We start from the raw sequence: 16256 nt of genomic DNA, 5'->3' as shown, positions 1-16256 counted from the left end.
ACGGCGCGCTGTGCGGCGCGAACCTTACGGAAAGTCCCCCTTCGCCGCAGCGCGCAATGTCGCGCGCGGCGCGCCGCCGGGCCCGGTGGAAGGGCCCGCCGATCGAAAAAAATATCGTCTTTACAATGGTTTGATTCAGAAGGGGACGGCCGGGTCGCGTGCATGCACAATGGCGTGAGGCGATGCTGCGGCGCCGCCGTGCGCGGTCAGCCTTCCGCGGTCAGCTTCGCGGTCTTGCGCCCGCCCGCCGCGCGGGGTGTCTTGCCGCCATCGGCGACCGGAGCGGGGGCGGGCGCCTTGACCCGCCGCTGGCGCGGCGCCGGCGCCTCCTCCTGCGCCGCGAGCGCGTCCTCGGCCGCCACGGGCGCCACCTTGGAGGTGCCCATCATGGCCGAGATGGAGGCCCCGGCGGTGCGCATGATCTGCTTGAACTCGTCGAGGCGCGGATCCATGCGCACGCTCGGCCCGGTGACCGACAGCGAATAGTGCACCTCGTCATTGATGTCGAAGATCGGCACCGAGATGGCGGTCACGCCGGGAATGCGCTGGCCGGAGGTGCAGGAATAGCCGAGCCGCCGGATCTCCGCGAGCGCCGCCTTGAGGGCCTCGGCGTCCACCTGCTCCTTCGCCTGGGCCTTGGCCTGCGCCTGGGCGTGGGCGATCACGGCGTCGATCTCCTTCTCCCCCGCATAGGCCAGAAGCAGCCGCGCCGTCGCGCCGTAGAGCAGGCTCACATGCTCGCCCGGCCGCACGATGGTCATGAGCGGGGAGGGGGTGTCCACCACGTCGACGCAGATGCGTTCCGCCCCGGAGCGGATGTTGAGCGTCACCGTCTCGCCGGTGAGGCGGCAGACTTCCGCCATGGTGGGCCGGGCCGCCTCGCGGATGCCGAGCGTGCTCTTCACCAGGCCGGCAAGGCGCAGGATCTTGAGCGACAGGCAGTAGCGCTGGTTCTCGAGCCGCACCAGGAAGCCGCCGCGCACCAGGGTGTTCACCAGCCGGAAGGTGGTGGCCTTGGGCATGCCGATGCGCTCACCGATCTCCTGCAGAGAGAGGCTCTGATGCTGGGCGTCGAACGCATCGAAGATGGCCAGCGCCCGTCCAACCGCTCGGATCATGTGGTTCCCCTGCCGTCCTTCCCCGCCGCTCCAGCCCGTCAACTCCGCCGCCGCCTCACTCCGCCGCCTGCTGGCGGGCCTCGGGCCTCAGGGCGTTGAGCCCGGTGAGCTCGCGGCCGAGGATCAAAGTGAGGATCTCGTTGGTGCCGTCCGGAATCGGCAGCATGCGCACGTCGCGGTAGAGGCGCTCGAGCCCGGTCTCCTCCGCGACGCCCATGGCGCCGTGCACCTGCATGGCCAGAGAAATCGCCTCCGCGCAAGCGGTGGTGGCGTATCGCTTGGCCATCGCCGAGGCGCCGTCGGCCTGCCCGCCGTCGTCGATCAGCGCCAAAGCGCGATAGCACAGCAGGCGGCTGGTGGTCACGGCGGTGGCGATGTCGGCGAGCCGGCCCTGCACCAGCTGCTTGCGGCCGATCGCCTCGCCGAACTGGCGCCGCACGCCCGCATAAGCGAGCGCGAGGTCGAGCGCCTTCTGCGCCAGGTGCACCGCGCTGAGGCCGAGCAGCGGGCGGTTGCCGACCCAGGTGCCCTGGAGGATGCGCGCCGCATCGCCACTCCGGCCGAGCACGTTGCGCGCCGGCACCCGGCAATCGGCCAGCACCACCTCGGAGAGGTGGCCCTGCTTGAGCCCCAGCACCGGGATCTCGCGCGCCTCATAGGGCGAGGCCTCGCGCTCGATCAGCACCCGCTGCATCACGCCGCCGCCGCGGCCGCCGCCGGCGATGCAGGTGGCGATCATCAGGTCGCTGATGGTGCCGTTGGTGATCCACATCTTGGTGCCGGAGACGACATAGCCGTCGCCGCTCGGCGTGAGGCGGGTGGCGATGCCGCGCGGGTCGGAGCCGGTATTGGGCTCGGTGGACCCGGTGCAGCCGATCTTCCGACCGGCGATCAGCTCCGGCAGCACGTGCGCCGCGTGCTCGGCGCCGCCCTCCGCATGGAGCCGGGCGATGGTGCATTCGTGGGAGATCAGCGCGATCGCGATCACCGGCGGCAGCTGCTCGAAGCACAGGCCGTAGTCGAGCATGCGCATCTCGCCGCCGCCGGCGGCGGCCGGCAGGCGCGGGGCGGTGAGGCCCATGCGGGCGAGGGCGGCGAAAATCTCCAGCATCACCGCCTTGGGCAGCGGCCTGTCCGGGGCGTTGGCGGCGAGCCGCGGCTCGATCTCGGCGCGCACCATGCGGCGCACCTGGTCCTGGAGCAGCTCCTGCTCCTCGCTGAGCTTGAAATCCATGGTCCGATGATCCTTGAACGCTTCATCCCGCAGTGTTCTTGTGGAGGCTTACGGCATCACGAAGCCGCCGTTCACGCTCAGCACCTGGCCGGTGATCCAGCCCGCCTCGTCGCTGGCGAGGAAGGCGATGGCGGCGCCGATGTCGTCAGGCTCGCCGATCCGCCCCGTGGGGTACAGCTTGAGCACGCTCTTCTGCCGGCGGGCATATTTCTCCTCGCCCATCTGCTCCAGCATCTGCGCCTCGCGCGCCTGGCGCAGCGGCGTGTTGGTGGCGCCGGGCGAGACCACGTTGAGGGTCACACCCTTGCCGCCCACCTCCTGGGCGACCGACTTGACGAGCGCGATCACCCCCGCCTTCGCCGCCGCATAATAGGACAGGCGCGCCTGGCCGATGCGCGCCGAATCGGAGGCGAGGCACACCACGCGCCCATAGCCGCGCGCCACCATGCCCGGCAGCACCGCGTGCAGGCCGAGCATGGGCCCGTCGAGGCACACGCCGAGCATCCTTTTCCAGTCGGCCGGCGTGGAGTCCAGGAACAGCTTGTCGTCGAGCACCGCCGCGCTGTTGACGAAGATGGAGAGCGGGCCGAGCGCCGCCTCCGCTTTCGCCACCATGGCGGCGACGTCCTCCGCCTGGGTGATGTCGCAGCCGATGCCGATGGCGCCGGGCAGCTTGGCGGCGGCGGCCTCGGCCGCCTTGGCGTCGATGTCGGCCAGGGCGAGGCGGCCGCCTTCGGCGGCGATGCGCTCGGCGGCGGCGAAGCCGATGCCGCGCGCCCCGCCGGTGATGAGCGCGACGCGGTCCTTGAAGCGTTCCGTCGTCATCAGATCGCCTTCCGGAAGCGGCGGAAGTTCGCCGGGCGCTTCTCGAGGAAAGCGGAGATGCCTTCGAGATTCTCCTCATTGCCGTAGATCGAGGCGAGCATCTCCGCGCTCGGGAAGAAGGCCGAATAGAAGTCGCGGTCGGAGCCGGCATTGAGGGCGAGCTTGGCGATGCGGATGCTCTGCGGGCTCTTGTCGAGGATGTCGGAGCACAAGGCGTCCACCGTCGCGTCGAGCGCCTCGCCCGGCACCACCTGGTTGATGAGGCCCATGGCGAGCGCCTCCTGCGCCGAATACAGGCGGCAGGTGAACACCATCTCGCGCGCCTTGCGCTCGCCCACATAGCGCGCGAGCAACTGGCAGGCGCCCCAGATCGGGATCGAGCCGACGCGCGGGCCGGTCTGGCCGAACTTGGCGTCCTCGCTCGCCACCGTCATGTCGCAGAACAGGTTGATCTCGTTGCCGCCGCCGACGCAGAAGCCGCGCACCTTGGCGATGATGGGCTTGTCCATCATGCGCATCACGGTGGACAGGTTGAACAGGCGGCGCATGTGCTTGCGTCCCACCGGCGGCACGCGCTTCGACTGGTCGCGGATGTCGCCGCCGGCGCAGAACGCCTTCTCGCCCGTCCCCGAGAGCACCACGACGCCCACTTCCGGGTCGTCCGCGGCCCGCGCCATGGCGTCGGTCAATTCCTCGTAGGTCCGCGGGCGCACCGCGTTGCGGACCTCGGGGCGATCGATGGTGATGCGGGCGATTCCGCCTTGCTGCTCATAGAGAACGTCCTCGTAGGGCACCTGCTTCTCCCTGCCTTTTTTGATCCTTAGATTCCGCTAGACGGATCCGGTTTCAAAAATCTATACTCCCGGGCATGCCGACGAGCAACCAAAGATCGGCGCTAAGGGAGACACGCATGCATCGTCTGTCCTCGGGCGGAGTCCTGCCCATTCTGGCCCTGGCGACCACGCTCGCCGCCGCCCCCGCCATCGCTCAGGAAACCATCAAGATCGGCGTGCCGATGGAGCTCAGCGGGCGCTTCGTCGCCTATGGCGCCTCCGGCAAGCGCGGCGTGGAATTCGCCACCGAGGTCTATGGCGGCAAGGTCGCCGGCAAGAAGATCGAGCTCCTGGTGCGCGACATCCAGTCGGAATCCCAGGCCACCATCTCGGTGTTCAACGAGCTCGTGAGCAAGGAGAAGGTGAACTACATCATCGGCCCGATCGGCAGCCCGACGGTCGCCGCGGCGATCCCCGCCTGGCGCCAGGGCAAGCCGATCTGGATCGTGCCCGGCTCCTCCAGCACCAAGCTCGAAGAAGAGATCGGCGGAGACTTGGAATTCTTCCACACCTTCCCTTACGCCTACAACTATCATGAGAGCATCGCCGCCGCGCTGAAGAAGCAGCTGCCCGCAGGGCAGAAGGTGGCGATGATCTATACCGACGACAATTACGGCCGCACCCACCAGCCCTACGCCAAGAAGTACCTGACGGACGCCGGCTTCGAGATCGTCCTCGAGGAGATCGTGCGTACCAACGCGGCGGACATGAACCCGCTGCTCACCAAGATCGCGCGGGTGAAGCCGGACGTGCTGCTCGGCCTGGTGCAGACCACCGACGCCGTCACCCTCGCCAAGCAGATCTACACCCGCAAGCTGCCGGTGCCGTATCTGATCGGCACCGCGGCGACGCAGCTCGACGAGTGGCAGAAGGCGGTCGGCGCCGCCCAGGAGGGCTGGGTGGGCGTGACCACCTACCTGCCGGGCCTGGACCGGCCGGGCAACAAGGAATTCCCCAAGCTGTTCCCGCCGAGCAGCGAGTGGGAGGCGATGTTCGTCAAGAAGTACGGCCAGGAGCCCGATTTCGAGGATGCCGGCTGCTATGTCTCGGCCATGCTGCTGTTCCTCGCCATCGAGCGCGCCGGCGGTGACGACAAGGAGAAGGTCGCAGCGGAGCTGCGCAAGATGGACATCCCGAACACCCTGCTCGGGCGCGCCAAGTTCGTATCCACCCCTTCCGGCACCAAGCAGCAGGCCTTCACCGACATGGTCGTGTTCCAGCGCGAGAACGGCAAGAACGTGATGCTGTTCCCGCCCGGCCCGGAGACCGGGAAGATCAAGGCCGTGACCTACTGAGGGCGGTTCCGGCGGCCGGCGGCCCCGCGCCCCGGCCGCCGCGAGCGGAGGCCAGCTGATGGATTTCATTCCCCAACTCATCGTCGACGCGCTGCTGCTCGGCGGCATCTACACGCTGATGGTGATCGGGCTCGCCTTGAGCTTCGGCGTCACGCGGGTCATCAACTTCGCGCACGGCGAGGCGGTGATGCTGGGCGCCTACGGGGCGTTCACGATCTTCGCCGCCCTCGGCGTCGACCCGCTCCTCGCCATGCCGGTGCTCATGGTGGCGGGCTGCCTCCTCGGCATGCTGCTGTTCCGGGTCGCCATCGCGCCGGTGCTGAAGGCGCCGCACGTCAACCAGATCCTGCTCACCTTCGGCATCGGCCTGGTGCTGCAGAACATCGCCCTCGTGGTCTGGAGCGCGGACGAGCGCTCGGTGGTGCCGGCCTATGCCTATTCCTCGTTCGAGTTCGGCGACGTGGTGGTCTCCGGCGGCCGGCTGATCGGCTTCGGCGTCGCGCTCGCTCTGGTGCTGGCGCTGTTCTTCTGGCTGAAGCGCACGGAGTTCGGCCGCGCCACCCGCGCGCTCGCCGAGCAGCACGAGGCGGCGGTGCTCATGGGCATCAACGTCAACCAGATGTACGCCTTGGCGTTCGGGCTCTCGGTGGCGCTGGGCGTCGCCACCGGCGTGATCCTGAGCTTCCTCGGCGCGGTCTCGCCCTTCATGGGCTTCCACATCCTCGTCAAGGGCTTCGCCATCATCGTTTTGGGCGGGCTCGGCAGCATCGTCGGCGCCGTGATGGGCGCGTTCCTGCTCGCCTTCGCCGAGACCGCGGTCAGCTACTACGTGCCGAACGGCACCGGCTGGGCCGAGGCGGTGGCCTTCCTCACCCTGTTCCTGGTCCTGGTGCTGCGCCCGCGCGGCATCATCGGGCAAGCCGTGGCGGACTGACCCATGATCCGATCCTCCCATTTCATGGTCGGCCTCGGGCTGGTGGCGGCCGCGCTCCTGGTCGCCTCCAGCTTCTGGGACGAGCCGCAGATCAACAACTGGCTGTTCCGCATCTCGACCCTGGTGATCCTGGCGACGAGCTGGAACCTGATGGCCAATGCGGGCCTGGTCTCGCTCGGCCACTCCGCCTTCTGGGGCGTCGGCAGCTACACCGCGGTGCTGGCCGCCAACGGCCTCGGCGGCTCGGTGGTCGTCACCTTCGCGCTGGCTCTGCTGATGGGCGCGGCGATGGGGGCGTTGCTCGCCCTCGTCACCGGCACGCTGAAGGGCATCTTCTTCGCCATCGTCACCTTGGCGCTGTCGGAGGGGCTGCGCATCTGCGCCCTGATGCTGCCGGAGGTGACCGGCGGCGCGGTGGGCCTGTTCCTGAAGCAGGAGCTGCGCCCGAGCCAGCACACGCTCTATCTCTTCGCCGCGCTCGCGGCGGTCGGCAGCGTGGTGGTGGCGACCGTGGTCGCCGGCTCCAAGCTCCAGTTCGCCTCCCGCGCCATGCGCGACAACGAGGCGGCGGCGCAGATGCTCGGCATCGCCCCGCGCCGCCAGCGGCTGATCGTGGTCGCGATCTCCGGCGCCATGGCCTCCGGGGCGGGGGCGATCAACGCCTGGTATGGCGGCTATCTCGACCCCGACGTCGCCTTCACTCTGCACAACACCATCCTGTCCCAGATCGCGCCCATCCTCGGCGGCATCCACACCATTGCCGGGCCGGTGATCGGGGCGGTGGCGATCGTCGCTTTGTCGGAGGGCACGCGCATCTGGCTCGGCACCATGGAGGGCATCAGCCAGCTCACGTTCGGCCTGATCCTGGTGGTGTGCATCCTGTTCCTGCCCAAGGGCCTGATCGGGCTGATCCAGGGCCGCGCCGGCCGCAGGACCGCGCGCCCGGCGCCGCCGCTGCCGCTGGCCTCCGTGCGGGGAGCCAAGCCATGAGCGCGCTGCTCCAGGTCAGCGGCCTGCATGCCGGCTACGGCGATTCCGAGGTGCTTCAGGGCCTCGACTTCGACGTCGGCGCGGGCGAGGTGGTGTGCCTGCTCGGCGCCAACGGCGTCGGCAAGACCACCACCATGGGCGTGCTCTCCGGCCTCGTTCCGGCGAGCGAGGGCCGCGTGCGCTACGACGGCGCGGACCTGCTCGCTCTGCCCTCCCACGAGCGCGTGAAGGCGGGGCTCGCGCTGTCGCCCGAGGGGCGCAAGGTGTTCCCCAACCTCACGGTGGAGGAGAACCTCTATCTCGGCTCGTTCAACCGCAACGCCCGCGCCCACAGGGCGCGCAAGCTCGACGAGGTCTATGCGCTGTTCCCGCGCCTCGCCGAGCGGCGCACCCAGAGCGCCGGCCTCATGTCCGGCGGTGAGCAGCAAATGCTCGCGCTCGGCCGGGCGCTGATGTCCAACCCGCGCATGCTGCTGCTGGACGAGCCCTCGCTCGGCCTCGCCCCGCTGGTGGTGCAGGCCGTGTTCGGGGCGATCCGCACCATCGCCGCAACCAACATCTCCATCCTCCTGGTGGAGCAGAACACCCATGCGGCGCTCAGCGTCGCCGGGCGCGGCTACGTGATGGCGGCCGGGCGGATCGTCTATTCCGGCGATGCCGCGGCGCTGCGCCAGTCGCCGGAATTGCGCGACGCGTTCATCGGCGGCAAGTCCGCCCGTGACAAGTCCGCCCGCAAGGGGGAGGCTCTCGATGCTTGAGGTGCGCAATCTGTGCAAATCGTTCGGCGGCCTCAAGGCGGTGAGCGAGGTCGACCTCACCGTCGGCCAGGGCGAGTTCGTGGGCGTGATCGGCCCCAACGGCGCCGGCAAGACCACGCTGATGAACCTCGTCACCGGCTACATGCGGCCCACTTCGGGCGACGTGCTGTTCGAGGGGCGCTCCATCGTCGGCCTGCCGCCCTACCGCATCTCCCATCGCGGCGTGGGGCGCACCTTCCAGGTGGTGCGTCCGTTCGCCGAGATGTCGGTGGAGGACAACGTCATGACCGGGGCGCTGTTCTCCGGCGCCCGCACCAACAGCCTGAAGGTCGCGCGCCAGGCGGCGCAGCAGCCCATGGAGCTGACCGGGCTTTCCGCCAAGCGCCATCTGCCGGCCGGCGCGCTGACCCTGGGCGAGAAGAAGAAGCTGGAGCTCGCCCGCGCGCTCGCCACCAGCCCGCGCCTTTTGCTGCTCGACGAGGTGATGGGCGGCGTGACCCGCGGCGAGGTGGGCGACCTCATGGAGGTGCTGCGCCGCATCCACGCCGCCGGCGTCACCATCGTCATGATCGAGCATCTGGTGGAGGTCATCATGGAGCTGAGCCAGCGCGTGGTGGTGCTCAATTTCGGCCAGAAGCTGTTCGAGGGCGCGCCGGCCGAGGTGGTGGAGCACCCGGCGGTGATCGAATCCTATCTCGGCAAGCCGCTCGAGGCGGACGCCGCATGAACGCGCCGCTGCGCCCGTCCGCCGCTCCGGCGCCGACCATCGTCGGCGCGCTCGCCGTGCGCCGCTTCGGCGCCGGCCGGCCGCTGGTGCTGCTGCACGGCGGCGCCGGATCGTTCACCCACTGGACCGCCAACATCGACCATTTCGCCCAGCGCTTCGCGGTGGTCGCGCTCGATCTGCCCGGCTATGGCGACGCGCCGCGGCCGCCCGCGCGCGAACCCGAGGCCTATATCGCGAACCTCGCGCGGGACCTTGCCGCCGCCATGGCGCACGAGGGACCGTTCGGCCTCGTGGGCTTCAGCTTCGGCGGCACGCTCGCCGCCGCGCTCGCGGGGCGCCTGCCGCCGGGCGCGGTGACGGGGCTGACGCTCATCGGGCCGGGCGGCTTCGGCGCGCCCGAGGGGCGCAAGCTCGACATGGTGCCCACCCCCGCCGCGAGCGTGGACCCCGCAGGCCATCGCGCCGCCGTGGCGCGCAATCTCGGCGCCTTCATGATGTCGCGCATCCCCGAGGCGGACGATCCGGCGGTCGACCTCCACAGCGCCAACATCGCCCGCCAGCGCTTCGACAGCCGCACCATCAGCCTCGCCGACCGCCTGGTGGCCGACCTCGTGCGCGTCGCCTGCCCGCTGCAGGCGATCTGGGGCGAGAAGGACCAATTGTGCGTGCCCTCGGTCGCCCACCGCGCCGGCGTGGTGCGCGCGGTGCGGCCCGACGCCGAGGTCCACCTCGTGCCGGGCGCCGGCCACTGGGTGCAGTACGAGGCGCCGCAGGCGGTCTGCGCGCCGATCGAGACCTTTCACGACCAGGCTTTTTCCAACCGGGTGCCTTCATGAGCAGCTTCGAGACCATTCGCGTGGAGCGCCGGGGGCCGGCGCTGATCTTCCATCTCGCCCGCCCCGAGCGACGCAACGCCGTCAGCCTAAAGATGATGGCCGAGATCATCGCCGCCACCGAGGCGGCCGAGGACGATGCCGCGGCCCGCGCCATCATTCTCTATGGCGGCGCCGACTATTTCTCCGCCGGCGCCGACCTCACCGAGGCGGTGAAGATCAAGACCGCCACCGACGGCACCCGCTACTTCAAGCAGTGGCACGCGCTGAACGCCGCGCTCGAGAATTCCGCGAAGCCCGTGATCGCCGCCATCGAGGGCTTCTGCATGACCGGCGGGCTCGAGCTCGCGCTCGCCGCCGACCTCAGGGTGGCGGGAGAGGGGGCGAGCTTCGCCATCACCAGCGCCCGCATCGGCACAGTGGCCGGCGCCGGCGGCACCCAGCGCCTGCCGCGCGTGGTGGGCCCGTCCAACGCCCTCGACATGCTGTTCGCCGCCGAGCCGATCGACGCCGCCGAGGCGCTGCGCATCGGCCTCGTCAACCGCGTCACCGCGCGCGGCGGCGCCTTGGACAAGGCGCTGGAGATGGCCGCGCTCTACGCCACCCGCGCCCCGCTGAGCCTCGCCTTCGTCAAGCGCGCGGTGCATCGCGGAATGCAGATGGACCTCGCCTCGGCGATCGAGTTCGAGACCTTCCTCGTCACCACCGTCTACGGCACCCGCGACAAGCAGGAGGGCATCACCGCCTTCCTCGAGAAGCGGCCCGCCACCTTCACCGGAGCCTGAGCCATGGCCGAGGTGCTTCCTCTTACCGGCATCAAGGTGGCGGACTTCAGCCGGCTTCTGCCCGGCCCCTGGTGCGCGCAGATGCTCGCCGACCTCGGCGCCGAGGTGGTGAAGGTCGAGCGGCCGGACGGCGATCCGAGCCGCCACAACGCCCCGCTCTACGCAAACGAGAGCGTCTATTTCTGCTCCGTGAACGGCGGCAAGCGCTCGCTCGCCGTGGACCTCACCACTCCCGAGGGCCGGGCCGCGGCGCACCGGCTGATCGGCGAGGCGGACGTGCTGGTGGAGAGCTTCGGGCGCGGCGGCGCGGAGAAGCTCGACGTGCACTACGAGCGGGCGCGCACCCTCAACCCGCGGCTCATCTATTGCAGCATCACCGGCTTCGGCCACGACGGCGCGCTCTCCGAGATCGCCGGGCACGACCTCGCGATCCAGGCGAGCACCGGCCTGCTCGCCCAGACCGCGGACGCGGCGCCCTATTTCCAGGCCGGCGACTATTCCGCCGCGGCGATGGCGGTGATCGGCATCCTCGGCGCGCTGCGCAACCGCGACCGGGACGGGCAGGGCGCGTTCCTCGACGTCGCCATGTTCGACGCCCTGATGGGCATGGGCAACATCGCCCTGGCGAGCGCCCTCGGCCGCCTCGCGGGGGGCACCGGCACCCCGGCGATGGAGGTGTTCGGCGGCAGCCCGCGCTACACCACCTATCCGACCCGCGACCGCAGGCGGGTCGCCGTCTGCCTGCTGGAGGCCAAGATCTGGCGGCGCTTCTGCGCCGTGATCGGCCGGCACGACCTCGCCTTCGCCGACGAGACGCCCACCGACCGGCTCTCCAACCACGGGCCGCGCGCCGAGCTGTTCCGCGCCGCCATCGGCGAATTCTGCCTTGCCCACGACCGCGACGAGATCGGCGCTTTGATGGTCGCCCATGCGCTGCCGGTGATGCCGGTGCTCACCCCGGACGAGGCGGTGGCGAGCGCGCATGCGGCGAGCCGCGGCGTGGTCGAGACCGTGGAGCACCCGACCGAGGGCACCACCTACACCCTGCGCAGCGGACTGCGCGGCGCCGGCCTCGTGCGCGCCGCCCGCCGCCACGCCCCGACCATCGGCGACGCCGAGGACGCGCCGCTTGCCTCATGCATCCGCGCCTCCTCGCGCGCGGTCTAGGACACGGCCATGGATTTCAGCCTCACCGAGGAACAGACCCTCTTCCGCGACGCCGTGCGCGCGTTCGCCGAACGGCACCTGGCGGCCGGCGCGCTGGCGCGCGCCCACGCCAACGCCTATCCCTGGGACGTCGCCGCGCTGATGGCGGGCCAGGGCCTCATCGGCATCACCGCCAGCGAGGAGAATGGCGGCATCGGCGGCACGCTGATGGACGCGGTCATCGCCATCCAGGAGGTGGCGCGCGCCTGCCCGCGCTCCGCCGACGTGGTGCAGGCCGGCAATTTCGGCGCCATCCGGGTGCTCGCCCAATATGCGAGCCTCGAGCAGCGCGAGCGCTATCTGAAGCCGCTGTTCGCCGGCCAGGGCCTGATCTCGGTGGCCATGACCGAGCCCGGCGCGGGCTCGGCCGTCACCGAGCTCCAGGCTTCGATGACGCCCGACGGCAAGGGCTTCCGCCTCAACGGCTCCAAGATCTTCACCACCCACGGCACCCACGCCACCGTGTTCCTGGTCTATGTCCGCTTCGGGCCGGGCACGGGCAATATCGGCTCGGTGCTGGTGGAGCGCGGCATGGAGGGCTTCACCTTCGGCGGACAGGTGCCGTTCCTGTCGGGCGAGGAGTGGAACCCGCTGTTCTTCGACAACGTCTACATCCCGCCCGAGAACGTGCTGCTCGGGCCCGGCGGCTTCAAGAAGCAGATCGCCGGCTTCAACGTGGAGCGCATCGGCAATTCCTCGCGCGCGCTCGCGCTCGGCCGCTACGCCTTCGAGGTGGCGCGCGAGCATGCCCTCACCCGACGCCAGTTCGGCCGCGCGCTCGCCGAGTTCCAGGGCCTGCAGTGGAAGTTCGCGGAGATGAAGATCCAGCTCGACGCGGCCCAGCTGCTGCTCTATCGCGCCGCCGCCAGCGCCGACCGCGGCTTTCCCTCGGCCGAGGAGACGGCGATCGCCAAGATCGCCTGCAACCGCGCCGGCTTCAACGTCGCCAACGAGGCCATGCAGGTGATGGGCGGGGCCGGCTACAGCCAGGACTCGCTGGTGGAATACTGCTTCCGCCGCACCCGCGGCTGGATGATCGCCGGCGGCGCCATCGAGATCCTGCTCAACCGCGTGGCGGAGCACGTGTTCGACCGCAGCTTCCCGCAGCGCGCGGACAGCCGGGCGAAGGAGGCCGTATGAGCGCCGCCCCCATCGCCGCGCCCGCCGCGGCGCCCGCTCCTGCGCCGGCCGTGGCGGCGGCCGCGCCCGCGCTGGCCGACGCTCTGTTCCGCCCGCGCAGCATCGCGCTGGTGGGCGCCTCGGGCGACCAGAACAAGCACGCCTCGCTGCCGCACCAGTATCTGCGGCGCCACGGCTATGGCGGCGAGATCTTCCCCATCAACGCCCATCGCGACCAGGTGTTCGGCGAGCGCGCCTTTCCCCGCCTCGCCGACATCGGCCGGCCGGTGGACCACGCCTTCATCATGCTGCCCACCGAGGCGGTGCGGGACGCGGTCGCCGACTGCTGCCGCGCCGGGGTGCGCTGCGCCACCATCCTCAGCAACGGCTTCGCCGAGAGCGGCGAGCCCGGCCGCCGGCGCCAGGACGAGCTGGTGGCGATGGCGCGCGCGGCGGGCCTGCGCCTGCTCGGCCCCAACAGCCTCGGCATCATCAACCTGCCCGATCACGTGGCGCTCTCGGCCAACGAGATCCTCTCGCTGCCGGAGCTGAGGCCGGGCCGCTACAGCCTCGTGTCCCAGAGCGGCAGCCTGATCGGCGCCGTGCTCTCGCGCGGCATCGAGCGCGGCATCGGCTTTTCCAAGATGATTTCGGTGGGCAACGAGGCCGACCTCGGCGTCGCCGAGACCGGCGACCTGCTGGTGGACGACCCCGGCACCGACGCCATCCTTCTGTTCCTCGAGACGGTGCGTGATCCGGTCGGCCTCGCCGCCACTGCGCGCCGGGCGTTCGCGGCCGGCAAGCCGGTGATCGCCTTCCGCGTCGGCCGCTCGGAGGTGGGCGAGACGCTCGCCGCCTCCCACACCGGCGCTCTGGTGGGCAGCGGGGCGGCCATCGACGCCTTCCTCGCCGACATCGGCGTGGTGCGGGTCGAGTCCATGGATTCGTTCCTAGAGGTCGCGCCGCTGGTGAAGGGCCACCGCCCGGCGCCGGGCCGGCGCGTCTCGGTGGTCACCACCACCGGCGGCGGCGGCACGCTGGTGGTCGACGCGCTGTCGCGCCACGGCATCGTCATCGCCCCGCCGTCCCAGGCCTGCGTCGACAGCCTCGTCGCGCAGGGCATCGCCATCGCCCGCGCGCCCCTGGTCGATCTCACGCTCGCCGGCACCAACGCGAAGACCTACGGCCCGGTGCTGAGCGCGCTGATGGCCTCGGACGACTGCGACCTCGTGGTCTCGGTGGTGGGCTCGTCCTCCCAGTTCCGCCCGGACCGCGCGGTGCTGCCCATCGTCTCGGCGACGCGGGACAATCCCGACACGCCGGTGGCGGCCTTCCTCACGCCCCACGCGGCCACCTCGCTCGGCCTCCTGGCGCAGGCGGGCGTCGCCGCCTTCCGCACGCCGGAATCGTGCGCAGACGCGGTGCGCGCCTTCTTCGACTGGCGTGCCCCGCGGGCCCTGCTTCCGGGGTCGGCGCCTGCGGCCGCGGCGGCCGCACTGGCCGCCGCCCAAGGTCCCGCGCTCGACGCGGAGGCGGCGGCGCGCGTCTTCGCCGCCCTCGGCATGCCGGTGGCGCCCGGGCGGGTGCTGCCCGCCGATGCCGGCGCCATCGAGCGCCTCGCGCTCGACGACCTCATCTATCCGGTGGTCGCCAAGATCCTGTCGCCCGACATCGCCCACAAGACCGAGGCGGACGGGGTGGTGCTCGCCATCGCCTCGTCCGGCGCGCTGAAGGACGCCTGCCGGCGCATCCTCGCCGGCGCTGCGCGGCATGCGCCCGGCGCGCGGCTGCTCGGCATCCAGGTGCAGCCCATGCTGCGCGGCCTCGGCGAAGCGCTGGTCGGCTTCCGCCGCGACCCGGCGGTGGGTCCCGTGGTGACGCTCGGCGCCGGCGGCGTGCTCGCCGAGATCTATCGCGACGTGAGCGTGCGCATGGCGCCGGTGGACGAGGCATCGGCCCGCGCCATGATCGCCGAGGTGAAGGCCTTCGCGCCGCTGCGCGGCTATCGCGGCCTGCCGCGCGGCGATCTCGACGCGCTGGCCGCGGCGGTCGCCGGCTTCTCGCGGCTCGCCGCCCTCGACGTATCGGAGGCGGAGGCAAACCCGGTTCTGGTGCGCGGGGAGGGCGAGGGCGTGGTCGCCCTCGACGCGCTGATCGTGAAGGGAGGCGGGGATGCGCACTGAGGCCGCGCGCGGCGACATCACCCGGCGGCTCGCCGAATTCTGCGCCGGGCTCGGCTTTTCCGACCTCGACGCCGCCGCGCGCCGGGCGGTCGGCCGCCATCTGCTCGATACCTTGGGCGCGGCGGTCGCCGGATCGCAGGGATCGCCCGCGCGCATCGCCGCGCGCACCCTCGCCGAGGTGGGCTCGGACGGCCCCATGCCGGTGCCCGGCATGGAGGGACGCTGGAACCGCCTCGCCGCCGCCTATCTGATGGGCGCGAGCGCCCACGGGCTGGAGGTGGACGACGGCTACCGCGCCGGCTCGGTCCATCCCGGCGCGCCGGTCATCCCGGCCGTGCTCGGTGCCGCCTGGGGCGGCAAGGTGAGCGGCGCGCGCGCCGCCGCCGCCATCGCGGTGGGCTACGAGGTGGTGACGCGGGTCGCCGAGACGGTGCACCCCGCCTCGCGCCGGCGCGGCTTCCACAACACCTCCATCACCGGCGTGCTGGGCGCGGCGGCGGCGGCCTCCTCCGTGCTCGGGCTCGACGCGGCGCGCACCGCGCACGCGCTCGGCATCGCCGCCAGTTCCGCGGCCGGCCTGTTCGCCTTCCTGCACGGCGGCGGCGAGATCAAGCGCCTGCATCCGGGCTTCGCCGCGCGCGAGGGCCTTTATGCCGCCCTGCTCGCGCGCAACGGCATGACCGGCCCCGTGGGCATCCTGGAGATCGAGGACGGCTTCCTCCAGGCCTTCAGCGGCCAAGCGGACCCGCAGAAGCTGGTGGCCGGGCTCGGCGCTGGCCTCAACGTGACACGCTGCTACATCAAGCCCTATGCCTGCTGCCGTCACCTGCATCCGGGCATGGACGCGGTGCGCGCGGCCCTGGCCGAAGACGGCATCGGCGCGGACGACATCGCCGCCGTCGAGATCGGCACCTATGCCATCGCCGCCGGCCACGCGCATGGCGGCTGGCAGGACATGGCCGCGGCGCAGATGAACTACCGCTTCTGCGTGGCGCTCGCCGCCCGCAAGGCGCAGGTGGACATCGCCGCCTTCGACGCGGCGAACCTGTCCGATCCCGCCATCGCGGACCTCGCGGCGCGGGTCCAGGTCGGCGTCGATGCGGACTGCGAGGCGGAATATCCGCGCCTCAGGTCGGCGCGCGTCACCGTGCGCACCAAGGCCGGCAGCGCCCATGAGCGCTATGTGGACGAGCCGCTGGGCTCGGCCCGCCATCCGCTCTCGGACGACGCCCTGTTCGCCAAGTTCGACGCGCTGGCCGCGCCGGTGCTCGGCGCCCGCGCGGCGGCGCGGCTGCGCGCGCAGGTCGCCGGCCTTGCCACCCTCGAGGACGTCGACGCGCTGCTCGGTGCCTCCCACGGGCTGGAACGCACGGGAAGCTGAACCCCAAAAAAGATCTGCAAGAATCCGGAAGGACG

At 71.2% G+C, this 16256-nt stretch carries 15 protein-coding genes; 11 read left to right on the top strand and 4 right to left on the bottom strand.

What is annotated here, in order from left to right; genetic code table 11:
- Positions 1 to 206: 206 nt before the first annotated feature.
- From ABLE88_RS06975 to ABLE88_RS06960, 4 genes are read right to left on the bottom strand one after another with little or no spacing between them, the layout of a single operon-like run.
- A complete protein-coding gene (locus ABLE88_RS06975; protein WP_348830710.1) occupies positions 207 to 1118 on the bottom strand; it encodes an IclR family transcriptional regulator in 912 nt (303 codons plus the stop codon).
- 55 nt (positions 1119 to 1173) lie between these two features.
- Positions 1174 to 2352 (bottom strand): acyl-CoA dehydrogenase family protein, encoded by a 1179-nt coding sequence (locus tag ABLE88_RS06970; protein ID WP_348830709.1) that lies wholly within the window; start codon positions 2350 to 2352, stop codon positions 1174 to 1176.
- A gap of 48 nt (positions 2353 to 2400) precedes the next feature.
- On the bottom strand, positions 2401 to 3177 hold the full coding sequence (locus ABLE88_RS06965; protein WP_348830708.1) for an SDR family NAD(P)-dependent oxidoreductase: 777 nt from the start codon (positions 3175 to 3177) through the stop codon (positions 2401 to 2403).
- A complete protein-coding gene (locus tag ABLE88_RS06960; RefSeq protein ID WP_348830707.1) occupies positions 3177 to 3971 on the bottom strand; it encodes an enoyl-CoA hydratase-related protein in 795 nt (264 codons plus the stop codon). Before ABLE88_RS06960 ends, ABLE88_RS06965 begins: the two co-directional genes overlap by 1 nt.
- A 116-nt stretch (positions 3972 to 4087) precedes the next feature.
- Between ABLE88_RS06960 and ABLE88_RS06955 the strand changes: the two genes are divergently transcribed.
- The 11 genes from ABLE88_RS06955 to ABLE88_RS06905 are packed head-to-tail and all read left to right on the top strand — an operon-like array spanning position 4088 to position 16221.
- Positions 4088 to 5305, top strand: coding sequence for an ABC transporter substrate-binding protein (locus ABLE88_RS06955; protein ID WP_348830706.1), 1218 nt, complete (start codon positions 4088 to 4090; stop codon positions 5303 to 5305).
- Positions 5306 to 5363: 58 nt separating this feature from the next.
- Positions 5364 to 6239, top strand: coding sequence for a branched-chain amino acid ABC transporter permease (locus tag ABLE88_RS06950; protein ID WP_348830705.1), 876 nt, complete (start codon positions 5364 to 5366; stop codon positions 6237 to 6239).
- Positions 6240 to 6242: 3 nt separating this feature from the next.
- On the top strand, positions 6243 to 7229 hold the full coding sequence (locus ABLE88_RS06945; protein ID WP_348830704.1) for a branched-chain amino acid ABC transporter permease: 987 nt from the start codon (positions 6243 to 6245) through the stop codon (positions 7227 to 7229).
- A 5-nt stretch (positions 7230 to 7234) separates the two neighbouring features.
- Positions 7235 to 7987, top strand: a complete 753-nt coding sequence (locus ABLE88_RS06940) for an ABC transporter ATP-binding protein (RefSeq protein WP_348831106.1) — start codon at positions 7235 to 7237, stop codon at positions 7985 to 7987.
- Positions 7980 to 8714 carry an ABC transporter ATP-binding protein gene (locus tag ABLE88_RS06935; RefSeq protein ID WP_348830703.1) on the top strand — a complete coding sequence of 245 codons (735 nt, stop codon included), beginning with the start codon at positions 7980 to 7982 and terminating at the stop codon, positions 8712 to 8714. The genes ABLE88_RS06940 and ABLE88_RS06935 overlap by 8 nt, the downstream gene beginning before the upstream one ends.
- Positions 8711 to 9550 carry an alpha/beta fold hydrolase gene (locus ABLE88_RS06930; protein WP_348830702.1) on the top strand — a complete coding sequence of 280 codons (840 nt, stop codon included), beginning with the start codon at positions 8711 to 8713 and terminating at the stop codon, positions 9548 to 9550. Before ABLE88_RS06935 ends, ABLE88_RS06930 begins: the two co-directional genes overlap by 4 nt.
- Positions 9547 to 10332 (top strand): enoyl-CoA hydratase/isomerase family protein, encoded by a 786-nt coding sequence (locus tag ABLE88_RS06925; protein ID WP_348830701.1) that lies wholly within the window; start codon positions 9547 to 9549, stop codon positions 10330 to 10332. The genes ABLE88_RS06930 and ABLE88_RS06925 overlap by 4 nt, the downstream gene beginning before the upstream one ends.
- A gap of 3 nt (positions 10333 to 10335) precedes the next feature.
- Positions 10336 to 11499 (top strand): CaiB/BaiF CoA transferase family protein, encoded by a 1164-nt coding sequence (locus ABLE88_RS06920; protein ID WP_348830700.1) that lies wholly within the window; start codon positions 10336 to 10338, stop codon positions 11497 to 11499.
- A 9-nt stretch (positions 11500 to 11508) separates the two neighbouring features.
- Positions 11509 to 12678 (top strand): acyl-CoA dehydrogenase family protein, encoded by a 1170-nt coding sequence (locus tag ABLE88_RS06915; RefSeq protein ID WP_348830699.1) that lies wholly within the window; start codon positions 11509 to 11511, stop codon positions 12676 to 12678.
- Positions 12675 to 14840, top strand: coding sequence for an acetate--CoA ligase family protein (locus ABLE88_RS06910; protein ID WP_348830698.1), 2166 nt, complete (start codon positions 12675 to 12677; stop codon positions 14838 to 14840). Before ABLE88_RS06915 ends, ABLE88_RS06910 begins: the two co-directional genes overlap by 4 nt.
- Entirely contained in the window at positions 14830 to 16221 is a 1392-nt protein-coding gene (locus tag ABLE88_RS06905; RefSeq protein WP_348830697.1) for an MmgE/PrpD family protein, read from the top strand. Before ABLE88_RS06910 ends, ABLE88_RS06905 begins: the two co-directional genes overlap by 11 nt.
- The last annotated feature ends 35 nt before the right edge of the window (positions 16222 to 16256 follow it).

Origin of the sequence: Xanthobacter luteus (assembly GCF_040049235.1) — a bacterium.
Classification (GTDB): domain Bacteria; phylum Pseudomonadota; class Alphaproteobacteria; order Rhizobiales; family Xanthobacteraceae; genus Xanthobacter.
This window is presented reverse-complemented; position numbering and strand designations above follow the sequence as displayed.